This window comes from Natrialba swarupiae, from assembly GCF_008245225.1.
In the GTDB taxonomy this organism is placed as follows: Archaea; Halobacteriota; Halobacteria; order Halobacteriales; family Natrialbaceae; genus Natrarchaeobius; species Natrarchaeobius swarupiae.
This window is the reverse complement of sequence record NZ_VTAW01000003.1, coordinates 219,338-244,474: the sequence shown is the minus strand read 5'-3', so window position 1 is coordinate 244,474 and position 25,137 is coordinate 219,338. Positions and strand designations below refer to the sequence as shown.

Genomic DNA, 25,137 nt, shown 5'->3' with positions numbered 1-25,137 from the left:
TCGACTGGAGGCCGGCGTGTTCCCGACGACAGACTGTCAAAGCAAGACGTACCGGGACGATTTATTATACCTCGTTCGAAACGAATCGACATGGAATCGGATGACCTCCGAAACTACCTGGAATCGTTTACGCGCAGCGACTGGCAGGAATCGCCGACGGACGCCGGACCCGTCCGGTTCGCCCTGATCGGGCTCGGCTGGTGGACCGTCGACGAGGCGATGCCGGCGATCGAGGACTCGACGTTCTGTGAGACGACGGCTGTCGTCAGCGGCTCGAGCGGGAAGGCGGAGTCGGTCGCCGACGAGCACGAATCGGTCGAGGCCGGGCTCACCTACGAGGAGTTTCACGACGGCGTCGCGAGCGATACCTACGACGCCGTCTACGTCTGTACGCCCAACGCTCGCCACCTCGAGTTCGTCGAGACGGCGACGTCCCAGGGGAAGGCGATCCTCTGTGAGAAACCGATGGAGGCCACCCTCGAGCGGGCCGAAGCGGTCGCCGACGCCTGCGAGGACGCCGACGCACCGGCGATGATCGCCTATCGAATGCACACCGAACCGGCCGTCAGACGTGCGCGGGAGCTGGTCCGATCGGGTGCGATCGGCGACCCAGTTTCCGTCCACGGCACGATGTCCCAGTCGATCGTCGACTGGGGGCCGGACCAGTGGCGACTCGACAGCGACCTCGTCGGCTACGGTGCGAGCGTCTCCGATCTCGGAATTTATCCGATCAACACGAGCCGATTCGTTCTCGACCGCGATCCGGTCGCCGTCCAGTCGACGATGGACTCGACCCACGAGTACTTCGAGGACGTGCCGGACGAAGTCGCCGCGTTCACCGTCTCCTACGAAGGCGGTATTTACGCGGCGTGTACGGCCAGCCAACACTCCCAACTCGAGAGTTTCCTGCGGATCGTCGGAACCGAGGGGTCGATCACGATCGAGCCCGCCTTTCACATGGAGAGCAGCCTCAGCGTCAGTGTCGGGGAGGCGACGGTCGACATCGAGACCCCGCAGGTCAACCAGATGGAAGAGGAGTTCGACTACTTTGCCGATTGCGTCCTCTCCGGGCGAGAGCCGTACGCGGATCCACAACACGGTCTCGTCGATATGCGAACGCTCGAGGCGATCTACGACGCAGCCGAACGGGGCCGGACGGTTTCCGTCGATGCTGACCGCTGAGATCCCATCATCGGTGAGTACACCCGATTGGTTCCCGATCGGTATCTGATACGGATTGTTGTCCCTGTGTACCGCCGCGCCTGGAGAACGGGTCCCGAGCGCGGCGGTACCGACGGACAGTAAACTGTACGAGATGGGGACGACGGCCGGGAGCCGCTCGGTCACGAATGTACCGACGACCGGACTCTCGAGACGGGCGACACCATGAGGGGTGGTACCTCGAAACATTTATAATGGACTATTGTACATATTTAGCCGATGCCAGCAAGGAGATACCGCCATGACTACCTGTCGCGACGACGGGTACTGGCGCTGACCGGTGTGGCAGGTGCAACGGCACTCGCAGGTTGTTCCGGAGACGAAAACGGAGACGCAGACGATCTGCTCGGTGGGGACCACGACGAAGTCGAGGTCGACTACCCGGAGAACTACGACGACGAGATGAATCAGGTGGTTCCCTCCGGAGCCGTCAACCCGTTCGACGACGAGCACATCTTCAACCCGTACCACCACGCGTGGAACCCGGGAGACGCACAGGAAACCTTGTTCGAGTATCTCACGATCTTCCACACGGGAGAAGGTGAGTTTATCCCCCGCGTCGCGGAGAACTGGGAAATCGACGACGACCTCCACACGCGAGTCGAAATCAGCGACGAGTACGGCTGGTCCGACGGCACCCCGGTAACGGCTGCCGACTTCGTAACGGCGCTCAGACTGGAGGGATATATGCAGATGGGGATCCAAGAGTACGTCGATCCCGACACCGGCATTCGAACCGACGGCGACTACGCGTTCGAAATCGAGCCCCGTGACGAGTACACCGACCTCGAGGAAGAGCTGTGGCTCAACCAGTGGATCGAGGCACTGCTCGACGTTTCCGAGGCACAGTACGGCCGGTTCATCGAGGAGTTCGAGGATGCGGACTCGGAGGAAGAACGCGAAGCAATACAGGAGGACGTCATCGGGTTCGAACCCAGCTGGAACGAGGCCCTGTTCTCCGGACCGTTCGCCTTCGTCGAGGCGAACGAAGAGTTCGCGGATCAGATTCCGAATCCGCACCATCCGATCGCTCAGGACTGGAACTTTTACCTTCGCCACGGGGAGTACGAAGGCGAAGAGGGTCTCCACGCCGGGGAGGTCGACTGGGAACACAACGATCCGACCATCGAGGACCTCCCGGACAAATACGACGAACCGCCGGTGTCGTTCTCGGGACAGTCGTTGGCGATCATCTTCGGCAGGGACGACGAGTACATCCGCGACTATCCGGAGGTCCGTCAGGCCATCGCCTACGCCGTCGACATGCCGACCCTCGTCGACGTCGCCTCCCCGGGAACGCCGGTCGACACGTACTCCACCGGGATCGACTACGGGTACGCCGAACACTTCGTCCACGACGACGTCCTCGATGCGATGCCAAACTACGCGCCGGAGGACACCGACACCGCCCAGGTGCTGCTCGAAGACGTCGGCTTTACCCTCGAAGACGACGAGTGGCACACGCCGGACGGCGACCTGTGGACGCTCAACTTCCCGGTCGGCGACTGGTTCGACACGCAGTCGGAGATGATCTTCAACAATCTCGCCGAGTTCGGCATCGACGTCGATTACTTCCTCGACGAGATGCCGACCTGGCAGTCGGAAGTCGAACCCGATCTGGACTTCGACCTGACCGTCCACCTGGACTACGGGATGGCACGGCAGTACCACGCCCACGCCGACATCTACGAGGAGATGTACAACCCAGATCGAGGGGTTCTCACCGAGCGAACCCTCTTCGACGAGGTCGTCGAGGTCCCCGAAGTCGGCAACCCGGACGGTGATACGGTCGAGATCGATATCCCCGACGCGCTCGACGGGCTCGCAACGGCACAGAGCGACGAGGAGGCGATGGATCACGCGACCGACCTCGCCTGGATGCACAACCAGTTGCTCCCGGCCGCCGTGATCCATCCGTGGAGCGAACACTACTGGGTCAACGCCGGCGAGTGGAACTTCGACCTCGACTCCGACGCCTGGCTCACCTCGAACCGGATCACCCACTACCTCCTCGAGCACGGTCTCTCTCCGGAGTAGGTAACTACCGGAAATAATTTTCGCCACAGTCGTTTTGAATAGCTGCCACAAACTGGTAGTAGATGGGTCGTCTACGGAACAGTCAGTGAGAGTCTCCCCATTCGACGTTCCCACGATCGATGTCATGCCATTCGGGGCGACCCTGCGGGGGAGGCCGATCGTCGCTCAACGAGGTGTCGCGAACGGAGGTCACCTCACCTGTCGTCAACCAGTCGCCCGATCGGCCACGATCGATCGGGCCCGTTCGTCGTGACAGTGGTCACGTGGCCACCGATTACAGTACGTGACGGCTACTCCCCTGCAACCGCACGCGACGACAACTGTCGCAGTCCGTGTCGTTGTTCCACTGGTGTCAATTAGGTCGTCTGTAAAATCGCATCGACGACCGTTGACTGAACGACGAACAGCCCGTTCTTACCGACGTGTTACACTTCAACGACCGTGTTCGTAAGCGTTCCAATCCCCTCGAGACCGATCTCGATGACGTCTCCTTCCTCGAGGGTGAACCCCTCGTCGGGGACCAGCGACGTGCCGGTGAGCAGGACGGAGACGTCGGGGACGGCGTTGTGGGCGACGTAGCAGTCGACGAGTTCCTCGACGGATCGAACCATCTTGCCGGTGTTGGTCGCCTCGTCGTAGCGGATCTCGCCGTCGCGGCTGATGGTCATCCACATCTCGAGGTCGTGTGGGTCGTCGATCGAATCGGCGGATCGGATGCAGGGGCCGATCGAACAACACCGATCGTACACTTTCGCCTGGGGGAGATAGAGCGGGTTTTTCCCCTCGATCGATCGGCTACTCATGTCGTTGCCGATGGTGTAGCCGACGATTTCCTCGCCCGAGAGAACGACGCCGAGTTCGGGTTCGGGAACGTCCCACTCCGAATCGGCGCGGATGCCGACCCCCTCGCCGGGGCCGACGGTGCGATCCGGGGTCGCCTTGAAGAAGACTTCGGGTCGATCGTTCTCGTAGACGTCGAGATACATCTCCGGCATCGAACTCTCCGATTTCCGGGCCTCCTCGCTGATACGATACGTCACCCCTGCGGCCCAGACTTCTCCCAAGACGGGTGCTGATACCGAGCCGTTCTCGAGGGCGTCGCTCGGAAGCGTCGCTGCCTTCTCGAGAAGGTCGTTTGCAACCGTATCGGCTGAACTGTCGGTGATCGTAGCGGCACACAGGAGATCGTCGAACGTCCGCAATCGGGGGGTTGCCGCAGTGATATCGTATACGCCACCCGCCGCTTCGACTGCGAGACGAGGTGTTCCCTCCTCACGGAGCTGATAGTAACGCATGTGGGTATCTCCATCATTAGGCTCTTGCATTATAGCTCTACTGCTCGTTCGCTCACGTGAGCCACACCAGGTCGATGGTGTGAGTGTAAAATCACAAGAATCGTATACCTGCACACCGTCGATTCGATCGTGACTGAACGCTACCAGAACTACGTTAACGGAGAGTGGATCGACACCCGAACGAACGAGACGTTCGAGACGACGGATCCGGCGACACCGGCGGAGGTCGTCGCCGAGTACCAGCTGTCGGACGGATCGGATGCCGAAGCCGCCGTCGAGGCTGCGGCGACGGCCCAAGACGAGTGGGGTCAGACACCCGCACCCGAACGCGGCGCTCTCCTTCGTGAGGCGGGATCGATCCTGGCCGATCGGAAGGAGGAACTCACCGAGTTGCTCACCCGCGAGGAGGGGAAGACCCACGCCGAAGCAGGCGGCGAGGTACAGCGTGCGATCGACATCTTCTACTATTACGCGGAGAAGACCCGCGACCTCGGCGGCACCGTCAAGTCCGCCAGCGGTCCGCGGACGAACCTCTATACGGTCGACGAACCGGTCGGCGTCGCCGGACTGATCACGCCGTGGAACTACCCGATCGCGATCCCGGCGTGGAAGCTCGCACCCGCGCTTGCGACCGGTAACACGGTCGTCCTCAAGCCCGCGAAGGTGGCACCCGGCGTCGCCGTCGCGCTGTTCGAGGCGCTCGACGAGGCCGGCCTCCCCGACGGCGTCGCGAACGTCGTCACGGGCCCCGGTAGCACCGTCGGAAACACGCTCGTCACCCACGAGGACGTCGACGCCGTCTCCTTTACCGGCTCCGGCGAGGTCGGCCACATGGTGTACGATCAGGCCACCGACGACGGCAAACGCGTCCAGACCGAACTCGGCGGGAAGAACCCCACCGTGGTATCCGACAGCGCCGACGTCGAGGATGCCGCGGAGATAGTCGCCAACGGCGCCTTCGGCGTCACGGGCCAGGCCTGTACCGCTTGCTCACGCGCAATCGTCCACACGGACCTCTACGACGAGTTCGTCGATGCCGTCGTCGCGCAAGCCGAATCCATCGAGATCGGCCCCGGCGACGAGTACGACATGGGCCCACAGGTCACCGAAAGCGAACTCGAGGGAACCCTCGACTACATCGAGGTCGCCGAACGCGAGGGTGCGACCCTCGAGACCGGCGGCGGCCAACCCGAGGGCGACCGCTTCGGCGACGGCTACTACGTCGAGCCGACGGTGTTCTCGGGCGTCGACAACGACTTCCGAATCGCCCAGGAGGAGGTGTTCGGCCCCGTCCTCGCCGTGATCGAAGTCGAGGACTTCGAGGCCGGCCTCGCGGCCGCAAACGACGTCCAGTACGGTCTCTCTGCGAGTATCGTCACCGACGATCACACCGAGGCCGAGCGGTTCGTCCGTGAGGTCGAAGCCGGCGTCGCGAAGGTGAACGCGAAGACCACCGGTCTCGAACTCCACGTCCCCTTCGGCGGGTTCAAGCAGTCCTCGAGCGAGACCTGGCGCGAGCAGGGTGACGCAGGGATCGACTTCTACACGATCGAGAAGACGGTCTACGACGGCTTCTAACCGACCGACCCGCTCCGACGATTTCTCGTCACCCGAACCGAGCCTCCATTTCGGAACTGACCCCAAAGAATATTAGGGACTGATTTCGAATTGTGCGACCATGAGTTCGATCGAGTTCGATAGCGTGACGAAGGTGTACGACGGCGATATCGTCGCCGTCGAGGATTTCAACCTGACGATCGAGGGTGGCGAGTTTCTCACGCTGGTCGGCCCCAGCGGATCCGGCAAATCGACGCTGTTACGGATGGTCGCTGGCCTCGAGGAGATTACGGAGGGGACGATCTCTATCGGCGAGGAGCGCGTCAACAAACTGCCGCCGCGCCACCGCGACATCGCGATGGTGTTTCAGAGCTATGCGCTGTATCCACATCTCTCCGTTCGCGAAAACATGGCGTTCGGGCTCAAACGCTCGACGAACCTCCCCGACGAGGCGATCTACGACCGCGTCGAGGACGCCGCCGAGTTGATGGGTATACCGGAACTGCTCGACGACCTGCCCAAACAGCTCTCGGGTGGCCAACAACAGCGCGTCGCGACCGGCCGCGCGATCGTTCGCGAGCCCGCCGTCTTCCTGTTCGACGAACCGCTCTCGAATCTGGACGCCAAGCTTCGAAAACACATGCGGACCGAACTCCAGCGGATTCAACAGGAACTCGAGACGACGGCGATCTACGTCACCCACGACCAGGAGGAGGCGATGACGATGTCGGACCGCATCGCGATTTTGAACCACGGGAAGCTCCAGCAGGTCGGACCCCCCCGGGAGGTGTACAACGACCCGAAGAACCTGTTCGTCGCGCAGTTCATCGGCAGCCCGTCGATGAACCTCTTCGAGGTGAGCTACGAGTCGACCGGCGACGACGGCGGGCGACTCGTCGGCGACGTCGACATCGAGGTCGGTCCCGAACGGGCCAGACGGATCGAAGCCGCCGGCGCCGAGCGGTTGAAGTTGGGAATCCGACCGGAGCACGTCGGCGTCAGCCAGCGTCGCGACGACAGCCACGTCGCGGCGTCCGTCGACATCATCGAACCACTCGGCGCTCGTGACCTGCTGTACTTCGAACTGGGTGAGGAGGCCGACGATGGGAGTCTCGTCACCGGAGACGCCGCCGCCCTCGAGGACGAACAGACGGCACCCGAGGCCGAAGTCGACGAGCGAAAGGCGTTCATCGAACCCGAGTCGATCTCGGAAGACGCCACCGACGTGTTCCTGAGCCTCGACCTCGAGCAGGCGGATATTTTCGATGCAGAGACGGGAACCAACGTCGCGCATCTCACTCGTGAGGAGACGCCGCCGACTGCGTGAGATGGATGCTGTCCCGACCGCCCGGCGCATCCGACCCACGGTCGCGGGTGCGGCGGTACACGGGGACAGCAATCCGTATGAGGGGAACGCCAGCTTTTTTATTGGGTGGAGACAGGACCGAGTATGAGTCGTAGCGTCGATCCGGACCACCGAGCGTCGGGCTGGACGGTTCTCCGGCCGTGGCGGAAGCTGCTGGGGGCGAACGATATCGACGGCGTGATCGCCGTCGTTCGCCGGTACGGGTGGTTTCCGGCGCTGTGCGGACTCGCCGTTCACTCGCTCGCTCGAGGCGCGTTCGAGTACGTAAGCGAGCCGTTCGTCGTCGCAGAGGGGTACGTCTTCCCCGCCTGGCCGGCCGCACTCGTCGTCAATCTCCTGTTCGGGGCGTTCGTCGTCGTCTTCTCCTGGTTTCTGTACTTCGGCCTGATCGGTGTCGTCGCCGGAACGCTCTCGGACGACCACGTCATGGAGACGGACGTGTTCAAGATCGGCGGGTATCTGTTGACGTTGTTTGCCCCGGTCTTTTTTCTCGCCACGATCCTGATGGCGACGGTCGGTGCCCCTGACGGCCTGCACACGGAGGGAGTCTCCGGAAACGGAGCGGAGGCGGCCGAGTTCGCGATGACGTCGTACTCGTTCGTCTACGACACCCCACAGATGCACGCGGTTCGTACCCTCAAGGCGATCGCCTGGATCGTGGTCGGGTTCCTGATGTTGCCAGTCGTCGGGCGACTGTACGAGATCGACGAAAAACGAAGCGTTCTGAGCGTTCTGCCAGTAACGCTCGCAGGCGTGATCTCCGCGTTTCTCCTCTAGTACCGTTCCAAACGTCTCTCCGGTCCTGGAAATGCTTCGGGATCGACCGGGGGCGAGGTGTCGAATATCACGCTGTCGACGGTCAGAAGCGAGTTCGCGAACTCGACGCTCCGGGCGAGACTGCTGGTTCGAACGAGCTGTGCGTCGAGGGCGTCGCCAGTCGAGACCACGTCGTCTACGACTGCACCCGTGGCGTCGATTCCGGCACGGCGCTTCCCGTCGTCGTGGCGAGCTCGCAGATCCGTCACGGCGTCGATCGGGTCCTGGCCCGCGTTGCGCGCCAACGTCCGCGGAATCGACTCGAGTACGTCGGCGAACCGATCGACGGCGAGCTGTTCGCGGCCGTCGAACCGCGGGGAAAGCTCTCGGACGGCCCGTGCAGCGGCAACGTCGGCCGCCCCGCCGCCGGGAACGGCGACGGGTCGTTTGACCGCGGCGCGAACGGCGTTGAGTCCGACCTTGATACGTCGTCTCGCTTCGTCGGCCGCGCGTTCGGTCCCGCCGCGAACGACGAGTCCAACGCTCCGGGGGTCGACGCCGTCAGGGGCGGCAACCTCGAGCCACGTCCTGTTCTCGCCGGCCTCGCGGAGTCGGATCTTCCCCCGGCCGAACTCGGCCGGCGACGCGGGTGCAGTCGGCGTGACGGGGCCGCGAACGGAGGCACCGGTGATCCGCGAGAGGCGGTCGACGTCGGATCGCTTGACGTTTCGGAAACAGGCGACGTTCCGGTGTGCGAGTGCCGTTCCGATCGCATCGGTGACGTCGCCAGTGACGAACACTGCCGCGGCGTTCGAACGCGCGATGGCGTCGGCGATTCGCTCGCGCTCGGGTTCGCGCTCGTCGACGGCGGCGACGTCGTCGGCGTCGATCGTCACGGAACCGGCGCGGATCTCGCGAGGCTCGAGCGAGCCTTCGACGAGGAGGACACCGCCGTCAGAGGGGAGGACACGATCGGCGACCATCGGTTCGTACGGAAGGAACGCTCCCGGAAACAGTTCGGAGGAGGCGACGTCCCCGCCGGGAATCGTCTCGACGGAGACGTAGCCCAGGTGAACGGTCCCTCGCTGAGGCTCCCAGGCGTGGAAGACGGCGTCGACGACGGCGGCGGCGAGGTGCTCGAGCGACCAGGCTCCCGCCCGCCCGTTGGTCATGCCGCCGATAGCGATGCGTTCGAGCTTCGACACGTCGAACGCACCCCGGTGTTGTGGCCGATCGTCGTCGGCGACGGGTATTCCGATCTCGTTCCAGACCTCGAGTGTGCGTTGGGCACCGATCGAGAAGCCGTCGACGACGGCGGTCGGCGGGACGCCGGCGTCGATCAGATCGACGCCAGCGGAAAGCAGTTCACTCGCCAACAGGGTCGTCGTGGTCGTTCCGTCGCCGACGTCGTCTTCGTGTTCCTCGGCGAGCGTGATGAACTGGTTCGCGATCGGGTTCTCCGTCTCCCCCTCGAACTCCTCTAGGATCGCGACGCCGTCGTTGCTGACGAACGTCCGGACGCTATCGTCTTGCATTCGCCGGACGACCATCTTGTCGACACCCATCGGCCCGAGGGTACTCCGGACGAGATCCCCCATCTGTCGAGACGCACGTTGGATCCCGCGTCGCGTCTCCGTCGACGAGAGCCGTTCCACACTACCGACTGTGCTCGAGCGTGATTCTGGCATCTTCCTGTGAGATCAGCCGTGGCGGTAGTAAACTCTTTGGTGGTGACGGGTTCCGCGATCACCGAATGAGCAATCGATCGGCGACGATCGCGAACACGATCAACAGGACGATGACGTACGCGAGTTCGAAGACGAGTCCCCATGCCTGCGTGTAAATGTAGTAGATGCCGAGGGACGCGAGCGTTACGAAACCGATGCCGAGTGCACTGGAGATGCCGATCGTCCGGGACGAGACGGTGCCTACGACCATGTTCGTTCGGGAGATACGTCCGATCCCTAATAAGTGAATCCCCCGTCGGCTTACGTCCACGTGTCCGCCGGGTCTCGTCCGTTACGTTCGGCTAACTCGCGTTGTTTGATACCACTGTGTACTATACTGTTGAGGATCGTGCGCTTAATTCACAAAGATATAAATGGTATTATGCTCATTTATTGGTTGGTACAATGTCAGGGACGAATACGTCCGGTGCTACCAGTGCAAACAGTGTAGAGTCCGACTCGCCCACTGCGAGTTCCGAGTTCGATACCGACGAACGAACGGACGACGAGTACTCCCGGCGCGGCTTTCTCGAGACGGCAGGCGCGATGGGTGCCACAGGGGCGGCCGTCGGGGTATCGGGCTGTCTCGGCGAAGACGAGACCGAGACGACCAGCGAGCAGGACTTCGTCTGGTGGACGATGCGGGGGTACATCCCCGAGGAGACCGAAGCGATCGAGGAGACTGCGGCGGCGTTCGAAGAGTGGACCGACGAGGAGATCAACCTGACGACGAACGTTATCACCTGGGATCAGGTCTTCGAACAGTGGCAGGCCGCGATTCAGGGCCAGAATACGCCGAACGTCAGCGAGATGGCGAACGAGCACGCCGTCGACTACGGCTCATCCGGCGTCGTCCGGCCGAACACGGAACTGTTCGAGCAATACGACGACTGGTACGATACGCCCTCGTTCTGGGGGAACTACGAGGGCGACGTCTGGGGCTTCCCGTGGTTCGTCGAGGTTCGCAACTTCTACGCCAACATGGACCTCCTCGACGACGCCGGGCACAACGACGTTCCCGAGACGTGGGAGGAGATGATCGAGATGGCGATGGACGTCGAATCGGAGACCGACGAGACCGGGTTCACCTCCTCGGGTGCGCAGGCGACGGGAACCGGCCAGGTCGTGTACGGCGCGACCGCTCAGTCCGGTGGATCGTTCTACGATCACGACGGCGAGGAGTGGTCCGTCGAAATCGACTCCCCGACGTCGCTGTTCGCTCACCTCTGGATGGCGAGTTTCCAGGAGGAGTGGGATATCGCACCCGGCGGCTGGGCGGGTATGGACGGCACCGACGCCGAACAGCTTTACCGGGAGGGCAACGCCGCGTTCATGATCAACAGCGGCGACGCCGCAAACGAGATGATCGACGACGGTGACGACGTCGCCGACGTAACCGAACTCTCGACGATCCCGGAGGGGCCAATGGGGACCAACTCGGCGTTCATGGGCGGAAGCTGTCTCTCCGTGTTCGACTCCGACTACACCGAACACGACGCCGACGACGACCTCTCGCTGTCGTTCGTCGAGTACATGACCCTCCCCGACACGATGGAAGGCTACTTCCCACAGGCAACGCCGAACTTCCTCCCCGTTCGCGAAGCACAGGAGGAGATTCCGCCGTTTACCGAAAACACGACCGACATCCCCGACGAGTGGATCCAGACCCGCCTGGATCAGGCCGAACAGAGCGTCCGGTACGGCATCTCCGGCCCCGAGCGGAACGCGCCGTTCCTCGGCGATCTCGAGGGATCGACGGACGCCTACTCGGTCGCGATCTCCGGCATTCTGGGCGCGGACGACGATCCCAAGGAAGCGGTCGTCGATATGGCCAACCAGGTCAGAGAGAGCGTCGACGACGAAGTGGACTACGACGTCGAGGAGAACACCGACGAACCGGAACTCGAGGACGTCCCGGACGAACTGCAGGACTGGATCAGCGGCGACAACGGGACGCCCCAGATCTGGAACCCCTACGAGTAGGTGGCCGACCGATAGCTCTCACTATATTTAGCACGAATGTCAACACGAATACAATCGATACGTAACGCCGAACTCCCTCGGGAGTACTACCACTGGCTTTCGAAGGAGAGTTTCTGGGGGTGGCTCTTTCTCCTGCCCTCGCTGCTCGTACTCGGGCTGGTAAGCGTCTATCCGCTGTTCAGGGGAATCTACCTCAGCTTCTTCGAGTACGACGGTATCGCCGACCCGCAGTGGGTCGGCCTCGACCACTACGCCTACATTCTCGGCTGGACGGAGTTTTGGATCATCATGCGAAACACGCTCGTGTGGGCGTTCGCAGCGGTCGTGATCATGGCGCTGATCGGGCTCGGTTTTGCGATCTTGCTCAACCGCGAGTTCACCGGGCGATCGGTCGCGACGACGTTGCTCTTGCTCCCGTGGGCGATCCCGTTCATCTCGATCGCGTTGAACTGGCGACTGCTGTACAACTTCGAACTCGGGCCGCTCAACGGCTTCCTTCGGCTCGCCGGAATCAGCGAGGGGCTTCCCTGGATCGCAAGCTCCCGCTATGCGCTGTTCTCGGTGATGCTCGCGTGGGTCTGGCGGAACTTCCCGTTTTTCATGCTCACGTTCCTCGCCGGGATGAAGGGGATCCCCAATGACCTCTACGAAGCGGCACACGTCGACGGCTCGTCGAAACTGGATTCGTTCCGCCACATCACGCTGCCGTTCCTCCAGCCGGTCGCGATCGTGATGACGTTGCTGATGAGTCTCTGGTCACTCAACCACTTTACGCTCATCTACGTGATGACGAGTGGCGGACCTGGGAACTCGTCGATGGTGTTACCCGTCTACATCTATCGGCGTGCGTTCCATCTGGGTGAGATGGGCCTTGCAAGCGCCATCGCCGTCGTCATGCTGATGGTGATGCTTACGTACGGGCTGATCTATCTCAGACTGTATCGAGAGGAGGTCGGAGGGAAGTAACGATGGCTACCGATACACCACCCGTCACGGACGACGAACCGGGCGGCCGATTTTCGAGGTTCAGCGACCGACAGGTCGAACTCGGGAAAGCGGTCGGCTTTCACGCGATCCTGTGGTCGCTGATCGGGACCGTCCTGTTCCCGGTGCTCTGGATGGTCGTCGTCTCGGTCAACCAGACTGCCTTCGAACCGCTCGTCGCCGACCCACTCGGATGGGCGTCGAACGCGAACCTCTCCGGCTACCGCGACGTCTGGTACGAGTCTGACTTCCCCTACTGGCTTCGAAACAGCCTCATCGTCAGCGTCGGCGCGACGATTCTGAGCGTCGCCGTCTGTACGCTGGGTGCCTACAGTATCGGCCGACTTCGGTACCGCGGTCGAACTGCTGTGGCGACGTTCCTGCTGGTCACGCAGATGTTCCCAGCGATCCTGATCGCGATTCCGCTGTTTCTGGTCTTCCGGGACTTCGGGTTGTTCAACACACTTACCGGTCTCGTGATCGCGTACGTCGCGTTTACGCTCCCCTTCGCGATCTGGATGCTTCGCGGATTCTACGAGAACCTCCCCGAGTCGCTCGAGGAGGCGGCGATGATCGACGGGAGCACCAGATTCGGTGCCGTCGTGCGGGTAATTCTTCCGCTGTCGGCACCGGCGATCGCGACGACGGCGATCTTCAACTGGGTGCTCGCCTGGAACGAGTTCGTCTTCGCGCTCGTGTTGATCAACGACTCCGAGAAGCAGACGCTCCCACCGGGAATGGGGGAGTGGATCGGTCGGCAGACGCTCAACTGGGATATGATGATGGCCGGGGCGATCGGCGCGACGATACCGCTTCTGGTGGTCTTTATCTTCCTCCAGAAGTACATCGTCAAGGGACTGGCCGAAGGCGCGGTCAAGTCGTAATCGCCTCGAGAGGCTCTATCTTCGGGCCCATCGCTCGTTCGCGCGTTCGGTCGGGTCACCTCGAGTCACGTCGTCGGCTTCCGAACCGACGACCGTCGCGATACTCGTCGTGGGAGACGGCGACATGCCAAACGTGATATACCTGGCCGCGTATACGTCGGTCGTATGCCGAACTACCGGACGCTACGCGATCCGAACGCAGAGTATACCATGCGCGACCTCTCGTCAGAGACGATGAATCTGAACGCCGACCGCGGCCCGCGCGACGTCGAGATCACCGACGTCCAGACGACGATGGTCGACGGCAACTACCCGTGGATCCTCGTACGAGTCTACACCGACGCCGGACTGGTCGGAACGGGCGAATCCTACTGGGGTGGCGGTGACGACGCGATCATCGAGCGGATGGCACCGTTTCTCGTCGGCGAGAATCCGCTGGACATCGACCGACTCTACGAACATCTCGTCCAGAAGATGTCCGGCGAGGGCTCGGTCTCCGGAAAAGTCATCTCGGCGATCTCCGGGATCGAGATCGCACTCCACGACGTCGCCGGCAAGATCCTCGACGTTCCGGCCTACCAGCTGGTCGGCGGCAAGTACCGCGACGAGGTTCGCATCTACTGTGACTTACACACCGAAGACGAGGCCAATCCGATCGCGTGCGCCGACGAAGGCGAACGGGTCGTCTCCGAACTCGGCTACGACGCCATCAAGTTCGACCTCGACGTCCCCTCGGGCCACGAGAAAGATCGGGCGAATCGCCACCTTCGCGGCCCGGAGATCGATCACAAAGTCGAGATCGTCCGCGAGGTCACCGAACGCGTCGGCGACCGCGCCGACGTCGCCTTCGACTGTCACTGGTCGTTTTCGGCCGGCTCCGCGAAACGTCTCGCACGCGAACTCGAGCCCTACGACGTCTGGTGGCTCGAAGACCCCGTGCCGCCGGAGAACCACGACGTCCAGCGAGAGGTCACCCAGTCGACGACGACGCCGATCACGGTCGGCGAGAACGTCTACCGGACTCACGGTCAGCGGCGTCTGCTCGAAGAGCAGGCCGTCGACATCATCGCGCCGGACCTGCCCCGCGTCGGCGGCATGCGCGAGACGCGAAAGGTCGCCGACCTCGCGGATCTGTACTACGTTCCGGTGGCGATGCACAACGTTTCCTCACCAATCGGGACGATGGCGAGCGCCCAGGTCGCCGCGGCGATCCCGAACTCCCTGGCCGTCGAGTATCACTCCTACCAGCTCGGCTGGTGGGAGGATCTGGTCGAAGAGGACGGACTCATCGAGGACGGCTACATGGAGATTCCCGAACGACCTGGCCTCGGACTCACACTCGATCTCGACGCGGTCGCCGAGTACATGGTCGAGGGCGAGGAACTCTTCGACGAAGCGTAATCCGACGCCGTCGACCCCGTCTCGAGTTCGAGCCCGAATTTTCGAGATCGTCTCCTCTGAGTTTCGACTATCGACCCCGATCGAGGGCGACGATCGCAAGGCGGGACACCAGTACTCGAGTGGCTACACCGTCTCTCGGCTGACTTCGAATCATCAAGGAGCATGATCTATTCTACCCAAGAGAACCCTATTCTCTTGTAGAAAACTCCCATGGCAAAGGATGTCATTCGTCGTTCTCCCACTGGCCTCGAGATGCTGGTAAAACCGATGAGAGGGCCGGCTGGAGATTGAATTACGGTAGTACTTCTGTAAAATTCGACATGGCCGTTTACTGACTATCCTTCTTTCATAGGTGGACAATTGTTCTACTTTACAGAAATAGATTCCTCTCTGGTGAATCGGCCGTAACAGCCACACGGACCGACGAGTTGACAACGACCGATCGAAGCGGGCAGGGGAACCAACAGAACGATACGTTCACTGGCACCTGATACGGACGACTTTGCCGGCTAGGGAACATCCTTTGAGGGTGCCCCGAAACGACGGCATGTCTTCCGGTGTCTCGGTTTCCGAACCCCCTCAAGGCAGTCGTCCTGGTAATCGGTCTCGGCCTCGCGCGCCTCGGCGTGATCGACCGTGAGCGTGCCGTTCGCACGACCGAACTCGCGTGGCCTCGCATCGTCACCGGTCTCGCTCGGATGTCCAAAAGCGTCGTCGACGTCGCGATGGTCGGTGTGGCCGTGGGAACGTCGGCTATCGCGGGCGTCGGTTTCGCCGGTCCGTTCTGGGGACTCGCGTTCGCACTCGGCGGTGGCGTCGCTGGCGGGACGCTTGCACTCGTCTCCCAGCGCTACGGTGCGGACGCGTTCGACCAGCTGGGAGTCGCGGTTCGGGCGAGCACCGTGTTGGTCGTCGTGATCAGCGTTCCGGTGACGGTCGCGTTCTGGCTGTATCCCGCCGAACTCGTTTCGCTGTTGAGTGACAATCGACGAGCGGTCGAACACGGGGCTACCTACCTTCAGATTGTCGGACTCGGCATTCCGCTGGCCGGGTTGAATCTCGTTGGAAGCCGAACGCTCGTCGGCGTCGACGACGCCTACACTGCGATGCAGGTTCGCGCCGGCGGCGCAGTCGCCAACATCGGCCTGAACGCCGTATTCATCTTCGGCCTCGAGTGGGGCGTCGCCGGCGCGGCGGTTGGAACTGTCCTCGCGAACGTCGCCGTCACCGCCGTCTTCGTCGTCGGACTCGTCTCCGGATCCGTGCCGGGTATCGGCCGATTTCCGGTCCAGATCTCGCCGGTCGGAACCTACGTCGATGGCGAGACGATCCGCGACCTCTGTCGTATCGGCCTCCCGATCGGTGCGCGAAACCTCGTCTGGACCGTCGCCGAGTTCCCCATGTTCGCCATCCTCGACGTCTTCGGCGAGAGCACCGTCGCTGCGTTCGTCATCGCCCGTCGTATCTGGGCGCTCATGAACGCACCCGGCTGGGGGTTCGGCCTCGCATCCTCGAGTCTCGTCGGTCAAGCGCTCGGTCGAGACGACGAGCGGACCGCGACGCTCTACGGGCGAGATATTATTCGGTTTTCAGTCGCGACGTACGTCGTTTCGGCGGTGCTCGTGGCGATCTTCGCCGAACAGGTCGTCGTCCTGTTCGCCGAGGACCCAACCAGCCCGGCGATCCCGATTGCCGTCGACCTGGTCTACGCCGCCTGCGTCGCCGTCGTCTTTCAGGGCGTCGGTGGCGCCGCAGCGGGTCCACTCGACGCAAGCGGTGATACTCGAGTGCCGTTCGTGAGCCAGTTTCTCGGCGTCTTTTTCGGAGCGATCCCGCTAGCGTATCTCGGAGCGACGACGGCACTCGGCTACTGGGGGCTGTACCTCGCGTTTTTCGCGGAAGCGGGCGTTCCGGCGGCGGTCAACTACTGGCGGTTTCGACTCGGAAAGTGGAAGACGATTAGCGAAGCGTATCGTCCGGATTCAGCGATCGCAGACGATTGATACGGATGTCCGCTCGGCATCTTGAATCCTCGCCTGGGTACAGGCCCGTCGCCGGGCAGCTGTTCGGATCGGCCGGCAATCAGTCATCACAGATCGTATGAAAGAGTGAGGCGGTGGAGTTCACAGTCACAATGCCCGAATTCAACGGTTTCGATCCACCCCTCGCCAACGTCCGAATGTATTGGTAACGAGCAAACATCACGCGAGCTAATAGCGATAACTCTATTACCGTTCTAATATGTCTATTTTATATACTGTTTATTCTGTGGAGTTTTTGGTAGTATCCACGCTCGAGATACCACCCACAGCGGAGTTTAAAACGCGAAGTTACAGTTCGGAGGCGACAACTCATCGGGTCTCGTTCCGGTTAACGAAACTCACATTCAGCGTAATGACGGCCGACACTGGCTGTTTACGGCAGTTACTTTCAAAGCGGACGCTGTATGCCCGAGTGTTTCCGGCCAAAAATACGGACCTCACGGAATCTCCCGCGATGAACCAACCGAGAAACACGATATGGACGACGTCGTGTTTCCTGGTGGTGGTATCGATTGGTTGAGCGTCGCGCCCTACTGTCGGGGCCCGAGTTCCAGTACAAATCTACCGATCGGCACACAAGCGTGGAAAACATCACTCAAGAATTAACTCCCACAATATACCAAATTAGAAACTGTTATAGAAACGCTGGTCTACAAACGGCCAAAAATTGATTACAACCGTTTCGTGACCGAGGTTACGACGATTGTCGTAGTAATATTTTAGTGTTTGACGATAGTAGCGAGCGTATGGAGTTTGACTGTCCGTACTGTCCTGCCCGGATTCAGCTGTACAACCGGTCTGTTCGGTGTCGTCGCTGTGGATACACCCCAAAGCACGGTGCTGATTAATTCGATTGCGGGACGAACGATATTTGTGGGATCTCATGTGATAGACCATCTGTATCAGTCGACAGACACTCTGGAAATAGAGGAGCGGTATAAATATGGGCGTGAAATGATTCTCCAACACACCCGTAATATATAATATCATCTGAACTGATAGTATTGGGAAACACCGACCCTGGCCCAGCCTCGAGCGAACGGATAAACACGTATGGTTCGGGAGTGTATCGCCCTACGTATGTTCGAGAAATCGAAGTGGATACGACTGCCGCGAAACGTCGTCGTCGGCCACGGCGTTCGGTCGGCGGTCGTCGACACGGTCGACGATCTCCACCTGCAGGGGCGACCGTTGTTCGTGACGAGTCCGACGCCGCGAAACGTGGTGACGGATTCGGTCGCCAGCGACTTCGAAGCGGCGGGAATGGATCCGGTGACCGTGACGGTCGAGTCGGCGACGTTCGACTCCGTCGAAACCGTCATCGAGACCGCAGAGCGCGAGGATGTTTCCTACCTCGTCGGCGTCGGCGGCGGAAAGGCGATCGACATCGCGAAGATGGCGAGTGAACACCTCGGAATAGGGTTTCTCTCGGTGCCGACCGCAGCGAGCCACGACGGCATCGTCAGCAATCGCGGCTCCGTCCCCGACGGTAACACCCGCCACAGCGTCGCGGCGGAGCCTCCACTGGGCGTCGTCGCCGATACCGAAATCCTAGCCGACGCACCGTGGGAGTTGACGACCGCGGGCTGTGCCGACATTATTTCGAACTACACCGCCGTGATGGACTGGCGACTGGCCAGACGGCTCAAAGACGTCGAGTACTCCGAGTACGCCGCCGCGCTCTCGGAGATGACCGCCGAGATTCTCGTCGACAACGCCGACCTCGTCCGTCCCGGTCTCGAGGAGTCGGCCTGGATCGTCACCAAAGCGCTCGTCTCCTCGGGCGTCGCGATGAGCATCGCCGGCTCCTCCCGACCCGCAAGCGGGGCGGAACACCTCTTTTCCCACCAGCTCGATCGGCTCGCACCCGACGCCGCGTTACACGGTCACCAGGTCGGCGTCGGCTCGATCATGACTGCGTACCTCCACGGCGGCGAACGCGGTTTCTGGCGGGATATCCGGGATGCGCTCTCGAGTATCGACGCGCCGACGACCGCCGCCGAACTCGGGATCGACGACGACACGGTGATCGAGGCGTTGACCTCGTGTCACGAGATCCGCGATCGGTACACGATCCTCGGCGACGGGATGAACGAACACGCGGCTCGAGAGGTCGCGACGAAAACTGGCGTCATCGGCTGAGACAGACCGCGTTTCAGATGGTCGAGCGAGACCCCTTTCGGAACGGACTGACGGCAGGTCAGGCTCACACGCGCTGGGTCCCCGCGACGGACGCAACGGCGGCCCCACAGCCGGCGATCGCGAGGTGTGTCCAGTACGTCGTCAGTCGGTAGAGGATCGCCGCTGCGGTTGCGACGCCACCCGAGACGCCCGCAGTCGCGACGAGCAGGCTCGCGAGGACGACTTCGATGCCGCCGCTTCCACCCGGGAAGGGGAACAACCCCGCCGAAGGATGCAAGCGGCGCACAGACGAGCACCAGCGCGAACGGGACGTCGACGCCGAGCGCGAGCAGACTGAAGTAAAGCGGCAACGCGTTGAACACCCAGCCGACCGTCGTAATCCCGAACGCGACCGCCAGCGTCCGATGGGACGCCTGAATCGTCTCGAGCGTGGCGAAAAAGCCCTCGATCCGACCGGTGAGCGTTCCGCGTACGTCCCCGAGTTTGGGAACGCGGCCGATCGCCGCCTCGAGGGTCCGCGCGGTGTGAAGGGAAACGGTTCGTGCGACACCCTGATGGAAGACGACGACGATCACGCCAGCGACGACAAGTCCACCACCGCCCGCGATTGCGACGCTCTGGGTGACTGGGTTCGCCGTCGTGCCGGTCATCGCCGCGTACGCGACGAATCCGAACACGGCGACGATCAAGCTTCCGAGGACGTTGAACCCTTCCGTGGCCGCGACGGCCGCGAGGTTGTCCTCGAACTCCGAGTCGGAGTTCGCCGAGAGCAGATACGCCGTGATCGGCGTTCCCGTCGACCGACCCCACGGGAGGGCGCTCCTGGCGAAGTATCCCGAGAGGAACGACGATCCGAACGCGATGCCGCGGGCGCTCCCCGAAACCGGCTCGAGCAACTGCCTGAGCAACAACCCGCGAAGCGCGAGCATCACGAGCCCGGCGACGACCGCGAGCGTGAGCGCGATCGGATGGGCCGTACGGACGTTCGCGACGACCTCGTTCCAGCCGACGCTGTAGACAAAGAGTGCGACGACGACCACCGCGATTGCCAGTCCTCCGACCGCTCGCCGCCAACGCATACTGACTGGTAAGACAGTCCTCGAGTTAAACGTGTCCGTCCCTCCCGCACGATCGATAGCCGCGGGCCGGGTCGGCCGGAGATCGAAAACCGATAGCAGTGACGGGACGTCCCGTCGATTCATACGGTCTGCGATGACTGATTGTCGGTCGATCGCTCGCCGGTCTGCGACCGGCCGGAACCGACGCATCGCGGCCCGTATCAGACGTGTTCGTCGAGGAAGTCGGCGATCGCCGAGTAGGCTTCGATGCGGTTTTCGAGTTTCGAGAAGCCGTGGCCCTCGTCGTCGAAGATCAGCTTCCGGACGGGCACGCCCTGCTCGTTCGCCTGTTCGGCGATCTGTTCGGCCTCGCCGACCGGCACTCGGGGGTCGTTCTCGCCGTGGAGGACGAACAGCGGCGCTTCGATGTGCTCGATGTTGTTCGTCGGCGAGATTTCTTCGAGGAATTCGCGGTCGTCCTCGAGCGAGCCGTACTCCGCCTCGCGGAGTTCGCGCCGCCAGTCGCCGGTGTTCTCGAGGAACGTGACGAAGTTCGCGATGCCGACGACGTCGATGCCCGCAGCCCAGAGGTCGGGGTACTCGGTCAGCGCGGCCAGCACCATGAACCCGCCGTAAGAGCCGCCCTTGGCAGCGATGCGGTCGGGATCGATCGCGGGGTGGTCCTGGAGCCACTCGACGCAGGCCTCGATATCGGCGACGGAGTCCATTCGCTTCTCGACGTCGTCCAAGGCGGCGTAGTCGGCGCCGTATCCTGCGGAGCCGCGGACGTTCGGCTCGAAGTAGGCGTAGCCCCGATCGAGGAAGTACTGCTTGACACTCGAGAACGACGGTCGGCGCTGGCTCTCGGGGCCACCGTGGATGTCGACGACGACGGGTGTTTCGCCCGTTTCAGCGTCGTCTGGGAGGGAGAAAAATCCGGGCACCTCGAGGCCGTCGAAGCTCTCGACGTGGACGAGTTCGGACTCGTCGAACGTCTCGCGCGGAATACCCGCCGTCGGCGCGTCGGTCCACCGCTCGGCCTCGGCGGTCTCGACGTCGTGTGACTCTGTCTCACCGTCCGAACCACGTCGTTGCCCGATGTCGACGACGAAGACGTTCGTGTTCACCGTATCGCCGCTCGTCGACAGCGCGAAGCGTTCGGCGTCGGGTCCGAAGCTCACGCCGCCGGCGACGCCGCCCGGGAGGTCGGGTTGGGCGAACGTCTCGAACTCGGTCGGATCCGCGTCGTCGAACTCGCCGACGGTCAACTCGGTGTATCCCTCGACGTTCTGGGAGTAGACGAACCGACCGGTTTCGTCGTCCAGCGCGATGCCGTCGACGTTCCACCCTTCTCCCTCGGTAACCGTCTCGAGGTCGCGGGTCTCGACGTCGAGATAAGCCAGATAGAGGGTATCCGCGTCCCCGTGGTCGGTGACGAGGTAGATCCCCTCGCCGTCTGGCGCCCAGTTCGCGCTCTGGTAGCGGACGTCGCCCTCGTGGGGGGTGAGGTGGTCGAGTTCCTCCGTTTCGAGGTCGAGCACGTACAGGTCCTGGTCGAAGTTCGAGTACGCCTGTGAGACGAGCAGCCGGGTGTCGTCCGGGCACCACCCCGAGACCGAGAGCCAGCCGTCGCCTTCGTGGACGAGCCGGGCGTCCTCGGTCTCGTCGCGGCCCTGGACGTAGACGTCGAAGACGGACTCCTCGCGTCGGTTCGACGCGAACGCGAACCGTTCGCCGTCGTGGCTGAAGCCGCCCCACCGGTGTTTAGCGTCGGGCATCGCCGTCAGATTCTCGATCGCGCCGGTTTCGGCCTCGAGTCGGAACAGCTGTGCTCGTTCGTTCCCTCCCTCGTCCATCCCGAAGATCAGTTCGGGACGTTCGGGCGACCACGTCGCGAACGTCACCCGCTCGTCGGAGAACGTTCGCTGCTCGGGCCACTCCTGTGGACCCTCGAGGGTCCAGACCTGGGACGTTCCGGTCGTATCCATCAGAAACGAGAGTCGTTCGCCGTCGGGGCCGAACGACGCACCGTACGCGCTTCGAATGTTGAGATAGCGTTCGATGTCGTACGTAACCATACCGAGAACACGCGGGCGGAATCAGTAGTCGTTTGGATTTCGTCCCATCGATTCACACTAGATACCGCGGATTCCCGTAGTAACGATCCATATCACGGTCTCGTGAATATCGTGTGCAGTCAGTTTATCGGTGAATCGTTCGTTGATCCGTGTTACCAGGTGATTTCGGCCTTCGTTCGCCTCTGGAAACGGTCTCCGTCGATCGGAGGTACCGTTACACGGCCGCCAATAGAAGCTTAGACACCACTTCCGTTCGTCTCTCGGGGCTGGAAATTTTCACCACGAAATCGGCCCGTCGTCGTCGGGAATACATCAACTGTCTGATGTCCATAACAAAGAGCCGAAGTCGCGTTGAGGGTTCGCGTGGCTATGAGAGAGAAAGAGACACAGGGTACAAAATGGGGAACAGCCCGCCCAGGATGGGCGAGATCGTGGCTGACCGTCGTCATCGTCGCCGCAGTCGTCGTTGGACTGACCGTCGCCTCCGCTGGCGCTATCGCCGGTTCGGGAGAGGCGAAACAGGGCCAGTACGACGAACTACTCGTTACTGACCACTGTGACGAGGAGACGAACCATCTCTCGGTCGAGAATCCGAACGGCGAACCGGTCGAACTGATGCTGAGCTGGTCTACGGACCAGCAGTCGATCCAGCTCCAGAGCTCTGAGTCGCTCGATACGGAGATCCAGTCCGAAACGACGGCTACGGCCTCGGACGACTCCGATTCGCAAACGACAGCCTACAGCCTCAGTACGACGGTCCCCCCAGCAGAGAACGTAACGTTCGTCGGACTCGCCGACGGAACGTACGAACTCTCTGCGACCGCAGATGGCGAGGACGTCCCACTCGAGCACACCGAAATCACTCTCGAGTGTGGCTCCGACGGCGACGAAACCATCTCCGTCTTGACGAGCGATCAACTCGAAGAACACGTCGCGGGCGAGACGGTCGGAGACACCGTTTCGGTGACCGAGACAACCGACGAAGACCACGAAGACGACGATCACGACGTTAAGGTCGGAGAAGACGAGAAACCCGACGACGAAGTCACAGACGACAGAGACCACGACGAGGAGGACGACTACCACGACAAGGAAGACCGCGACGAAGAGCCTGCGCCCGACAAACACGTCGACGAGACGGACGACAAAGGAATTATCGACAAAATCACCGACCCGATGGTCAACGTCCCGATGGACGATAAGGACGACAGAGAGATCGTCGACAAAATCACCGATCCGATGGTCAACGTCCCGGCGGACGACAAACCCGCCGACGAGAAGGACGACCGCGATGATCAGAACGACGATAAAGACAGCTAACGAAGACGACGACGAAAAATCGCCATCACCGGCGAACAAACCCGGTTGCCCTGTTGGATCGAGCGACGAGACCGGCTCACTCGTGGCGAACTCCTCGAGTGAACCGACGGAAAGAAGTGACTTTTTATCCCATCGTTGCGTCCCGCTTGCATATGCGCGTGGCGTTCGTCTCGTTCGAAACCGTTCACCACCGGGATTCCGAGACGAACCGACGACTCCACTCGGTTCTCGAGTTGCTTGACGAACGAGGTCACGATGTCCACGTGTTCTGTGCGCGGTTCTGGGGTGGCGACGTTCCAGCGTTCGAACGTGACGGCGTGACGTATCACGGCGTATCGTCGGGGCTCGAGGCGAAATCGTCGTTTCTCGCGCGTCTCCCCGGGACGATTTCGGCGTTCGATCCCGACGTCGTTCACGCGGGTGCGAATCCACCGGAGCAGGTGGTGTCGGCTAGCCTCGGCGGAACGCTTGCAGGAGCACCGACGATTCTCGAGTGGCACGGTGACGGCGGCATCGAGAACACCTGGTGGAATCGCCGAGCGGGCCGGTGGGCCGATCGGATCGTAGCGCCGTCGGAGATGGTCGCGACCTGGATTCGGGAACTGGGGATCGCCAGCAACGGTATCGACGTCGTCCCCGCCCCGGTCGATCTCGATCGGATACGAGAGATCGACCCGGACGACTCCGTCGATGTGGTCTACGCCCGCCGACTCGACGAAGCGGCCAACCTCGAGAGCCTGTTTCTCGGACTCGCCGAACTCCGGGGCCGAGACTGGCGGGTAACCGTCATCGGCGACGGACCCGAGCGGCCGGTGTACGAACGACTCGCGAGCGACCTCCGGATCGACGACCGAATCACCTTCACGGGGGATCTCTCGCTCGAAGAGCGGATCGCGATCTACCGCGGCGCACACGTCTTCGCTCAGACCGCCGAACACTGCGTGTTTCCGACGGAGATGCTGTGGGCGCTGGCGTCGGGATGTATCGGCCTCGTCGAGTACCACACCGCCTCGAGCGCCCACGAACTCGTCGAAGGCTGGGATCGGGGCTTTCGGACGACCAGCGAGGAGGAACTCGCCGACGCCATCCTTGCGGCGGGTGACCTCGAGCGCCGCGACTACGACGAGACGTTCGCGGAGTACGACAGGGACGTCGTCCGCGATCGGTATCTCACCTCGTATCGCGCGTTGCAGGACACCTCCGGCTTCCTCTGATCGACCACTCGTCGGTCGAGACGGGCCGTTCTCCGACCACACCGTTCTACCAAAGTACTTATAATTCGATCC

18 protein-coding genes are annotated in these 25,137 nt (G+C 62.2%); 13 read left to right on the top strand and 5 right to left on the bottom strand.

What is annotated here, in order from left to right; translation table 11 throughout:
* The first annotated feature begins 90 nt into the window (after positions 1 to 90).
* Complete coding sequence (gfo6, locus tag FYC77_RS04625; protein WP_149080336.1) at positions 91 to 1,182, top strand: D-xylose 1-dehydrogenase Gfo6; 1,092 nt, start codon at positions 91 to 93, stop codon at positions 1,180 to 1,182.
* 258 nt (positions 1,183 to 1,440) lie between these two features.
* Positions 1,441 to 3,258, top strand: coding sequence for an ABC transporter substrate-binding protein (locus FYC77_RS04620; RefSeq protein ID WP_149080335.1), 1,818 nt, complete (start codon positions 1,441 to 1,443; stop codon positions 3,256 to 3,258).
* A gap of 425 nt (positions 3,259 to 3,683) precedes the next feature.
* Here FYC77_RS04620 and FYC77_RS04615 read toward each other — a convergent pair whose 3' ends face one another.
* Entirely contained in the window at positions 3,684 to 4,553 is an 870-nt protein-coding gene (locus FYC77_RS04615) for a fumarylacetoacetate hydrolase family protein (RefSeq protein WP_149080334.1), read from the bottom strand.
* Positions 4,554 to 4,682: 129 nt separating this feature from the next.
* Here FYC77_RS04615 and xacF point away from each other — a divergent pair, with 129 nt between their 5' ends.
* The 3 genes from xacF to FYC77_RS04600 all read left to right on the top strand — a co-directional run bounded on the left by xacF (position 4,683) and on the right by FYC77_RS04600 (position 8,253).
* Entirely contained in the window at positions 4,683 to 6,131 is a 1,449-nt protein-coding gene (gene xacF / locus FYC77_RS04610; RefSeq protein WP_149080333.1) for a 2,5-dioxovalerate dehydrogenase, read from the top strand.
* Between the two features lie 100 nt (positions 6,132 to 6,231).
* The gene (locus FYC77_RS04605; protein WP_149080332.1) at positions 6,232 to 7,437 is read left to right on the top strand and encodes an ABC transporter ATP-binding protein; all 1,206 of its coding nucleotides are present in this window, start codon (positions 6,232 to 6,234) and stop codon (positions 7,435 to 7,437) included.
* Between the two features lie 123 nt (positions 7,438 to 7,560).
* Positions 7,561 to 8,253, top strand: coding sequence for a hypothetical protein (locus tag FYC77_RS04600; protein WP_149080331.1), 693 nt, complete (start codon positions 7,561 to 7,563; stop codon positions 8,251 to 8,253).
* On the opposite strand, the gene FYC77_RS04595 is transcribed toward FYC77_RS04600, so the two are convergent.
* Positions 8,250 to 9,920, bottom strand: coding sequence for a TCP-1/cpn60 chaperonin family protein (locus FYC77_RS04595; protein ID WP_149080330.1), 1,671 nt, complete (start codon positions 9,918 to 9,920; stop codon positions 8,250 to 8,252). The two genes, FYC77_RS04600 and FYC77_RS04595, sit on opposite strands and share 4 nt — an antisense overlap.
* Before the next feature lie 58 nt (positions 9,921 to 9,978).
* Positions 9,979 to 10,170 carry a hypothetical protein gene (locus FYC77_RS04590; protein WP_149080329.1) on the bottom strand — a complete coding sequence of 64 codons (192 nt, stop codon included), beginning with the start codon at positions 10,168 to 10,170 and terminating at the stop codon, positions 9,979 to 9,981.
* Between the two features lie 194 nt (positions 10,171 to 10,364).
* Here FYC77_RS04590 and FYC77_RS04585 point away from each other — a divergent pair, with 194 nt between their 5' ends.
* The 6 genes from FYC77_RS04585 to FYC77_RS04560 all read left to right on the top strand — a co-directional run bounded on the left by FYC77_RS04585 (position 10,365) and on the right by FYC77_RS04560 (position 19,395).
* Complete coding sequence (locus FYC77_RS04585; RefSeq protein WP_149080328.1) at positions 10,365 to 11,942, top strand: sugar ABC transporter substrate-binding protein; 1,578 nt, start codon at positions 10,365 to 10,367, stop codon at positions 11,940 to 11,942.
* A 36-nt stretch (positions 11,943 to 11,978) separates the two neighbouring features.
* Complete coding sequence (locus FYC77_RS04580) at positions 11,979 to 12,908, top strand: carbohydrate ABC transporter permease (protein ID WP_149080327.1); 930 nt, start codon at positions 11,979 to 11,981, stop codon at positions 12,906 to 12,908.
* Positions 12,909 to 12,910: 2 nt separating this feature from the next.
* Positions 12,911 to 13,810, top strand: coding sequence for a carbohydrate ABC transporter permease (locus FYC77_RS04575; protein ID WP_149080326.1), 900 nt, complete (start codon positions 12,911 to 12,913; stop codon positions 13,808 to 13,810).
* Between the two features lie 165 nt (positions 13,811 to 13,975).
* Positions 13,976 to 15,211, top strand: coding sequence for a mandelate racemase/muconate lactonizing enzyme family protein (locus FYC77_RS04570; RefSeq protein ID WP_149080325.1), 1,236 nt, complete (start codon positions 13,976 to 13,978; stop codon positions 15,209 to 15,211).
* Positions 15,212 to 15,768: 557 nt separating this feature from the next.
* A complete protein-coding gene (locus FYC77_RS04565; RefSeq protein ID WP_149080324.1) occupies positions 15,769 to 17,214 on the top strand; it encodes an MATE family efflux transporter in 1,446 nt (481 codons plus the stop codon).
* A 1,119-nt stretch (positions 17,215 to 18,333) separates the two neighbouring features.
* A complete protein-coding gene (locus FYC77_RS04560) occupies positions 18,334 to 19,395 on the top strand; it encodes an NAD(P)-dependent glycerol-1-phosphate dehydrogenase (protein ID WP_149080323.1) in 1,062 nt (353 codons plus the stop codon).
* Here FYC77_RS04560 and FYC77_RS04555 read toward each other — a convergent pair.
* Together FYC77_RS04555 and FYC77_RS04550 are read right to left on the bottom strand one after the other, a co-directional pair.
* The gene (locus tag FYC77_RS04555; RefSeq protein ID WP_238386785.1) at positions 19,302 to 20,474 is read right to left on the bottom strand and encodes a lysylphosphatidylglycerol synthase transmembrane domain-containing protein; all 1,173 of its coding nucleotides are present in this window, start codon (positions 20,472 to 20,474) and stop codon (positions 19,302 to 19,304) included. The genes FYC77_RS04560 and FYC77_RS04555 overlap by 94 nt on opposite strands.
* Positions 20,475 to 20,674: 200 nt before the next feature.
* Positions 20,675 to 22,531, bottom strand: coding sequence for a S9 family peptidase (locus FYC77_RS04550; RefSeq protein WP_149080322.1), 1,857 nt, complete (start codon positions 22,529 to 22,531; stop codon positions 20,675 to 20,677).
* Between the two features lie 369 nt (positions 22,532 to 22,900).
* Between FYC77_RS04550 and FYC77_RS04545 the strand changes: the two genes are divergently transcribed.
* Both FYC77_RS04545 and FYC77_RS04540 read left to right on the top strand, forming a co-directional pair.
* Positions 22,901 to 23,851: a hypothetical protein gene (locus FYC77_RS04545; protein WP_149080321.1), complete on the top strand. Its 951-nt coding sequence runs from the start codon at positions 22,901 to 22,903 to the stop codon at positions 23,849 to 23,851.
* A 152-nt stretch (positions 23,852 to 24,003) separates the two neighbouring features.
* Entirely contained in the window at positions 24,004 to 25,065 is a 1,062-nt protein-coding gene (locus FYC77_RS04540; protein WP_149080320.1) for a glycosyltransferase family 4 protein, read from the top strand.
* Positions 25,066 to 25,137 lie beyond the last annotated feature (72 nt).

What these genes read in the sequence shown, in the direction of transcription:
- FYC77_RS04570 (WP_149080325.1), top strand. Translation starts at nt 13,976, where the DNA reads ATGCCGAACTACCGGACGCTACGCGATCCGAACGCAGAGTATACCATG.
- gfo6 (WP_149080336.1), top strand. Translation starts at nt 91, where the DNA reads ATGGAATCGGATGACCTCCGAAACTACCTGGAATCGTTTACGCGCAGC.
- FYC77_RS04595 (WP_149080330.1), bottom strand. Translation starts at nt 9,920, where the DNA reads ATGCCAGAATCACGCTCGAGCACAGTCGGTAGTGTGGAACGGCTCTCG.
- FYC77_RS04585 (WP_149080328.1), top strand. Translation starts at nt 10,365, where the DNA reads ATGTCAGGGACGAATACGTCCGGTGCTACCAGTGCAAACAGTGTAGAG.
- FYC77_RS04580 (WP_149080327.1), top strand. Translation starts at nt 11,979, where the DNA reads ATGTCAACACGAATACAATCGATACGTAACGCCGAACTCCCTCGGGAG.
- FYC77_RS04560 (WP_149080323.1), top strand. Translation starts at nt 18,334, where the DNA reads ATGTTCGAGAAATCGAAGTGGATACGACTGCCGCGAAACGTCGTCGTC.
- FYC77_RS04540 (WP_149080320.1), top strand. Translation starts at nt 24,004, where the DNA reads ATGCGCGTGGCGTTCGTCTCGTTCGAAACCGTTCACCACCGGGATTCC.
- FYC77_RS04600 (WP_149080331.1), top strand. Translation starts at nt 7,561, where the DNA reads ATGAGTCGTAGCGTCGATCCGGACCACCGAGCGTCGGGCTGGACGGTT.
- FYC77_RS04555 (WP_238386785.1), bottom strand. Translation starts at nt 20,474, where the DNA reads ATGCGTTGGCGGCGAGCGGTCGGAGGACTGGCAATCGCGGTGGTCGTC.
- FYC77_RS04550 (WP_149080322.1), bottom strand. Translation starts at nt 22,531, where the DNA reads ATGGTTACGTACGACATCGAACGCTATCTCAACATTCGAAGCGCGTAC.
- FYC77_RS04590 (WP_149080329.1), bottom strand. Translation starts at nt 10,170, where the DNA reads ATGGTCGTAGGCACCGTCTCGTCCCGGACGATCGGCATCTCCAGTGCA.
- FYC77_RS04615 (WP_149080334.1), bottom strand. Translation starts at nt 4,553, where the DNA reads ATGCGTTACTATCAGCTCCGTGAGGAGGGAACACCTCGTCTCGCAGTC.
- FYC77_RS04545 (WP_149080321.1), top strand. Translation starts at nt 22,901, where the DNA reads ATGAGAGAGAAAGAGACACAGGGTACAAAATGGGGAACAGCCCGCCCA.
- FYC77_RS04575 (WP_149080326.1), top strand. Translation starts at nt 12,911, where the DNA reads ATGGCTACCGATACACCACCCGTCACGGACGACGAACCGGGCGGCCGA.
- FYC77_RS04620 (WP_149080335.1), top strand. Translation starts at nt 1,441, where the DNA reads ATGCCAGCAAGGAGATACCGCCATGACTACCTGTCGCGACGACGGGTA.
- FYC77_RS04605 (WP_149080332.1), top strand. Translation starts at nt 6,232, where the DNA reads ATGAGTTCGATCGAGTTCGATAGCGTGACGAAGGTGTACGACGGCGAT.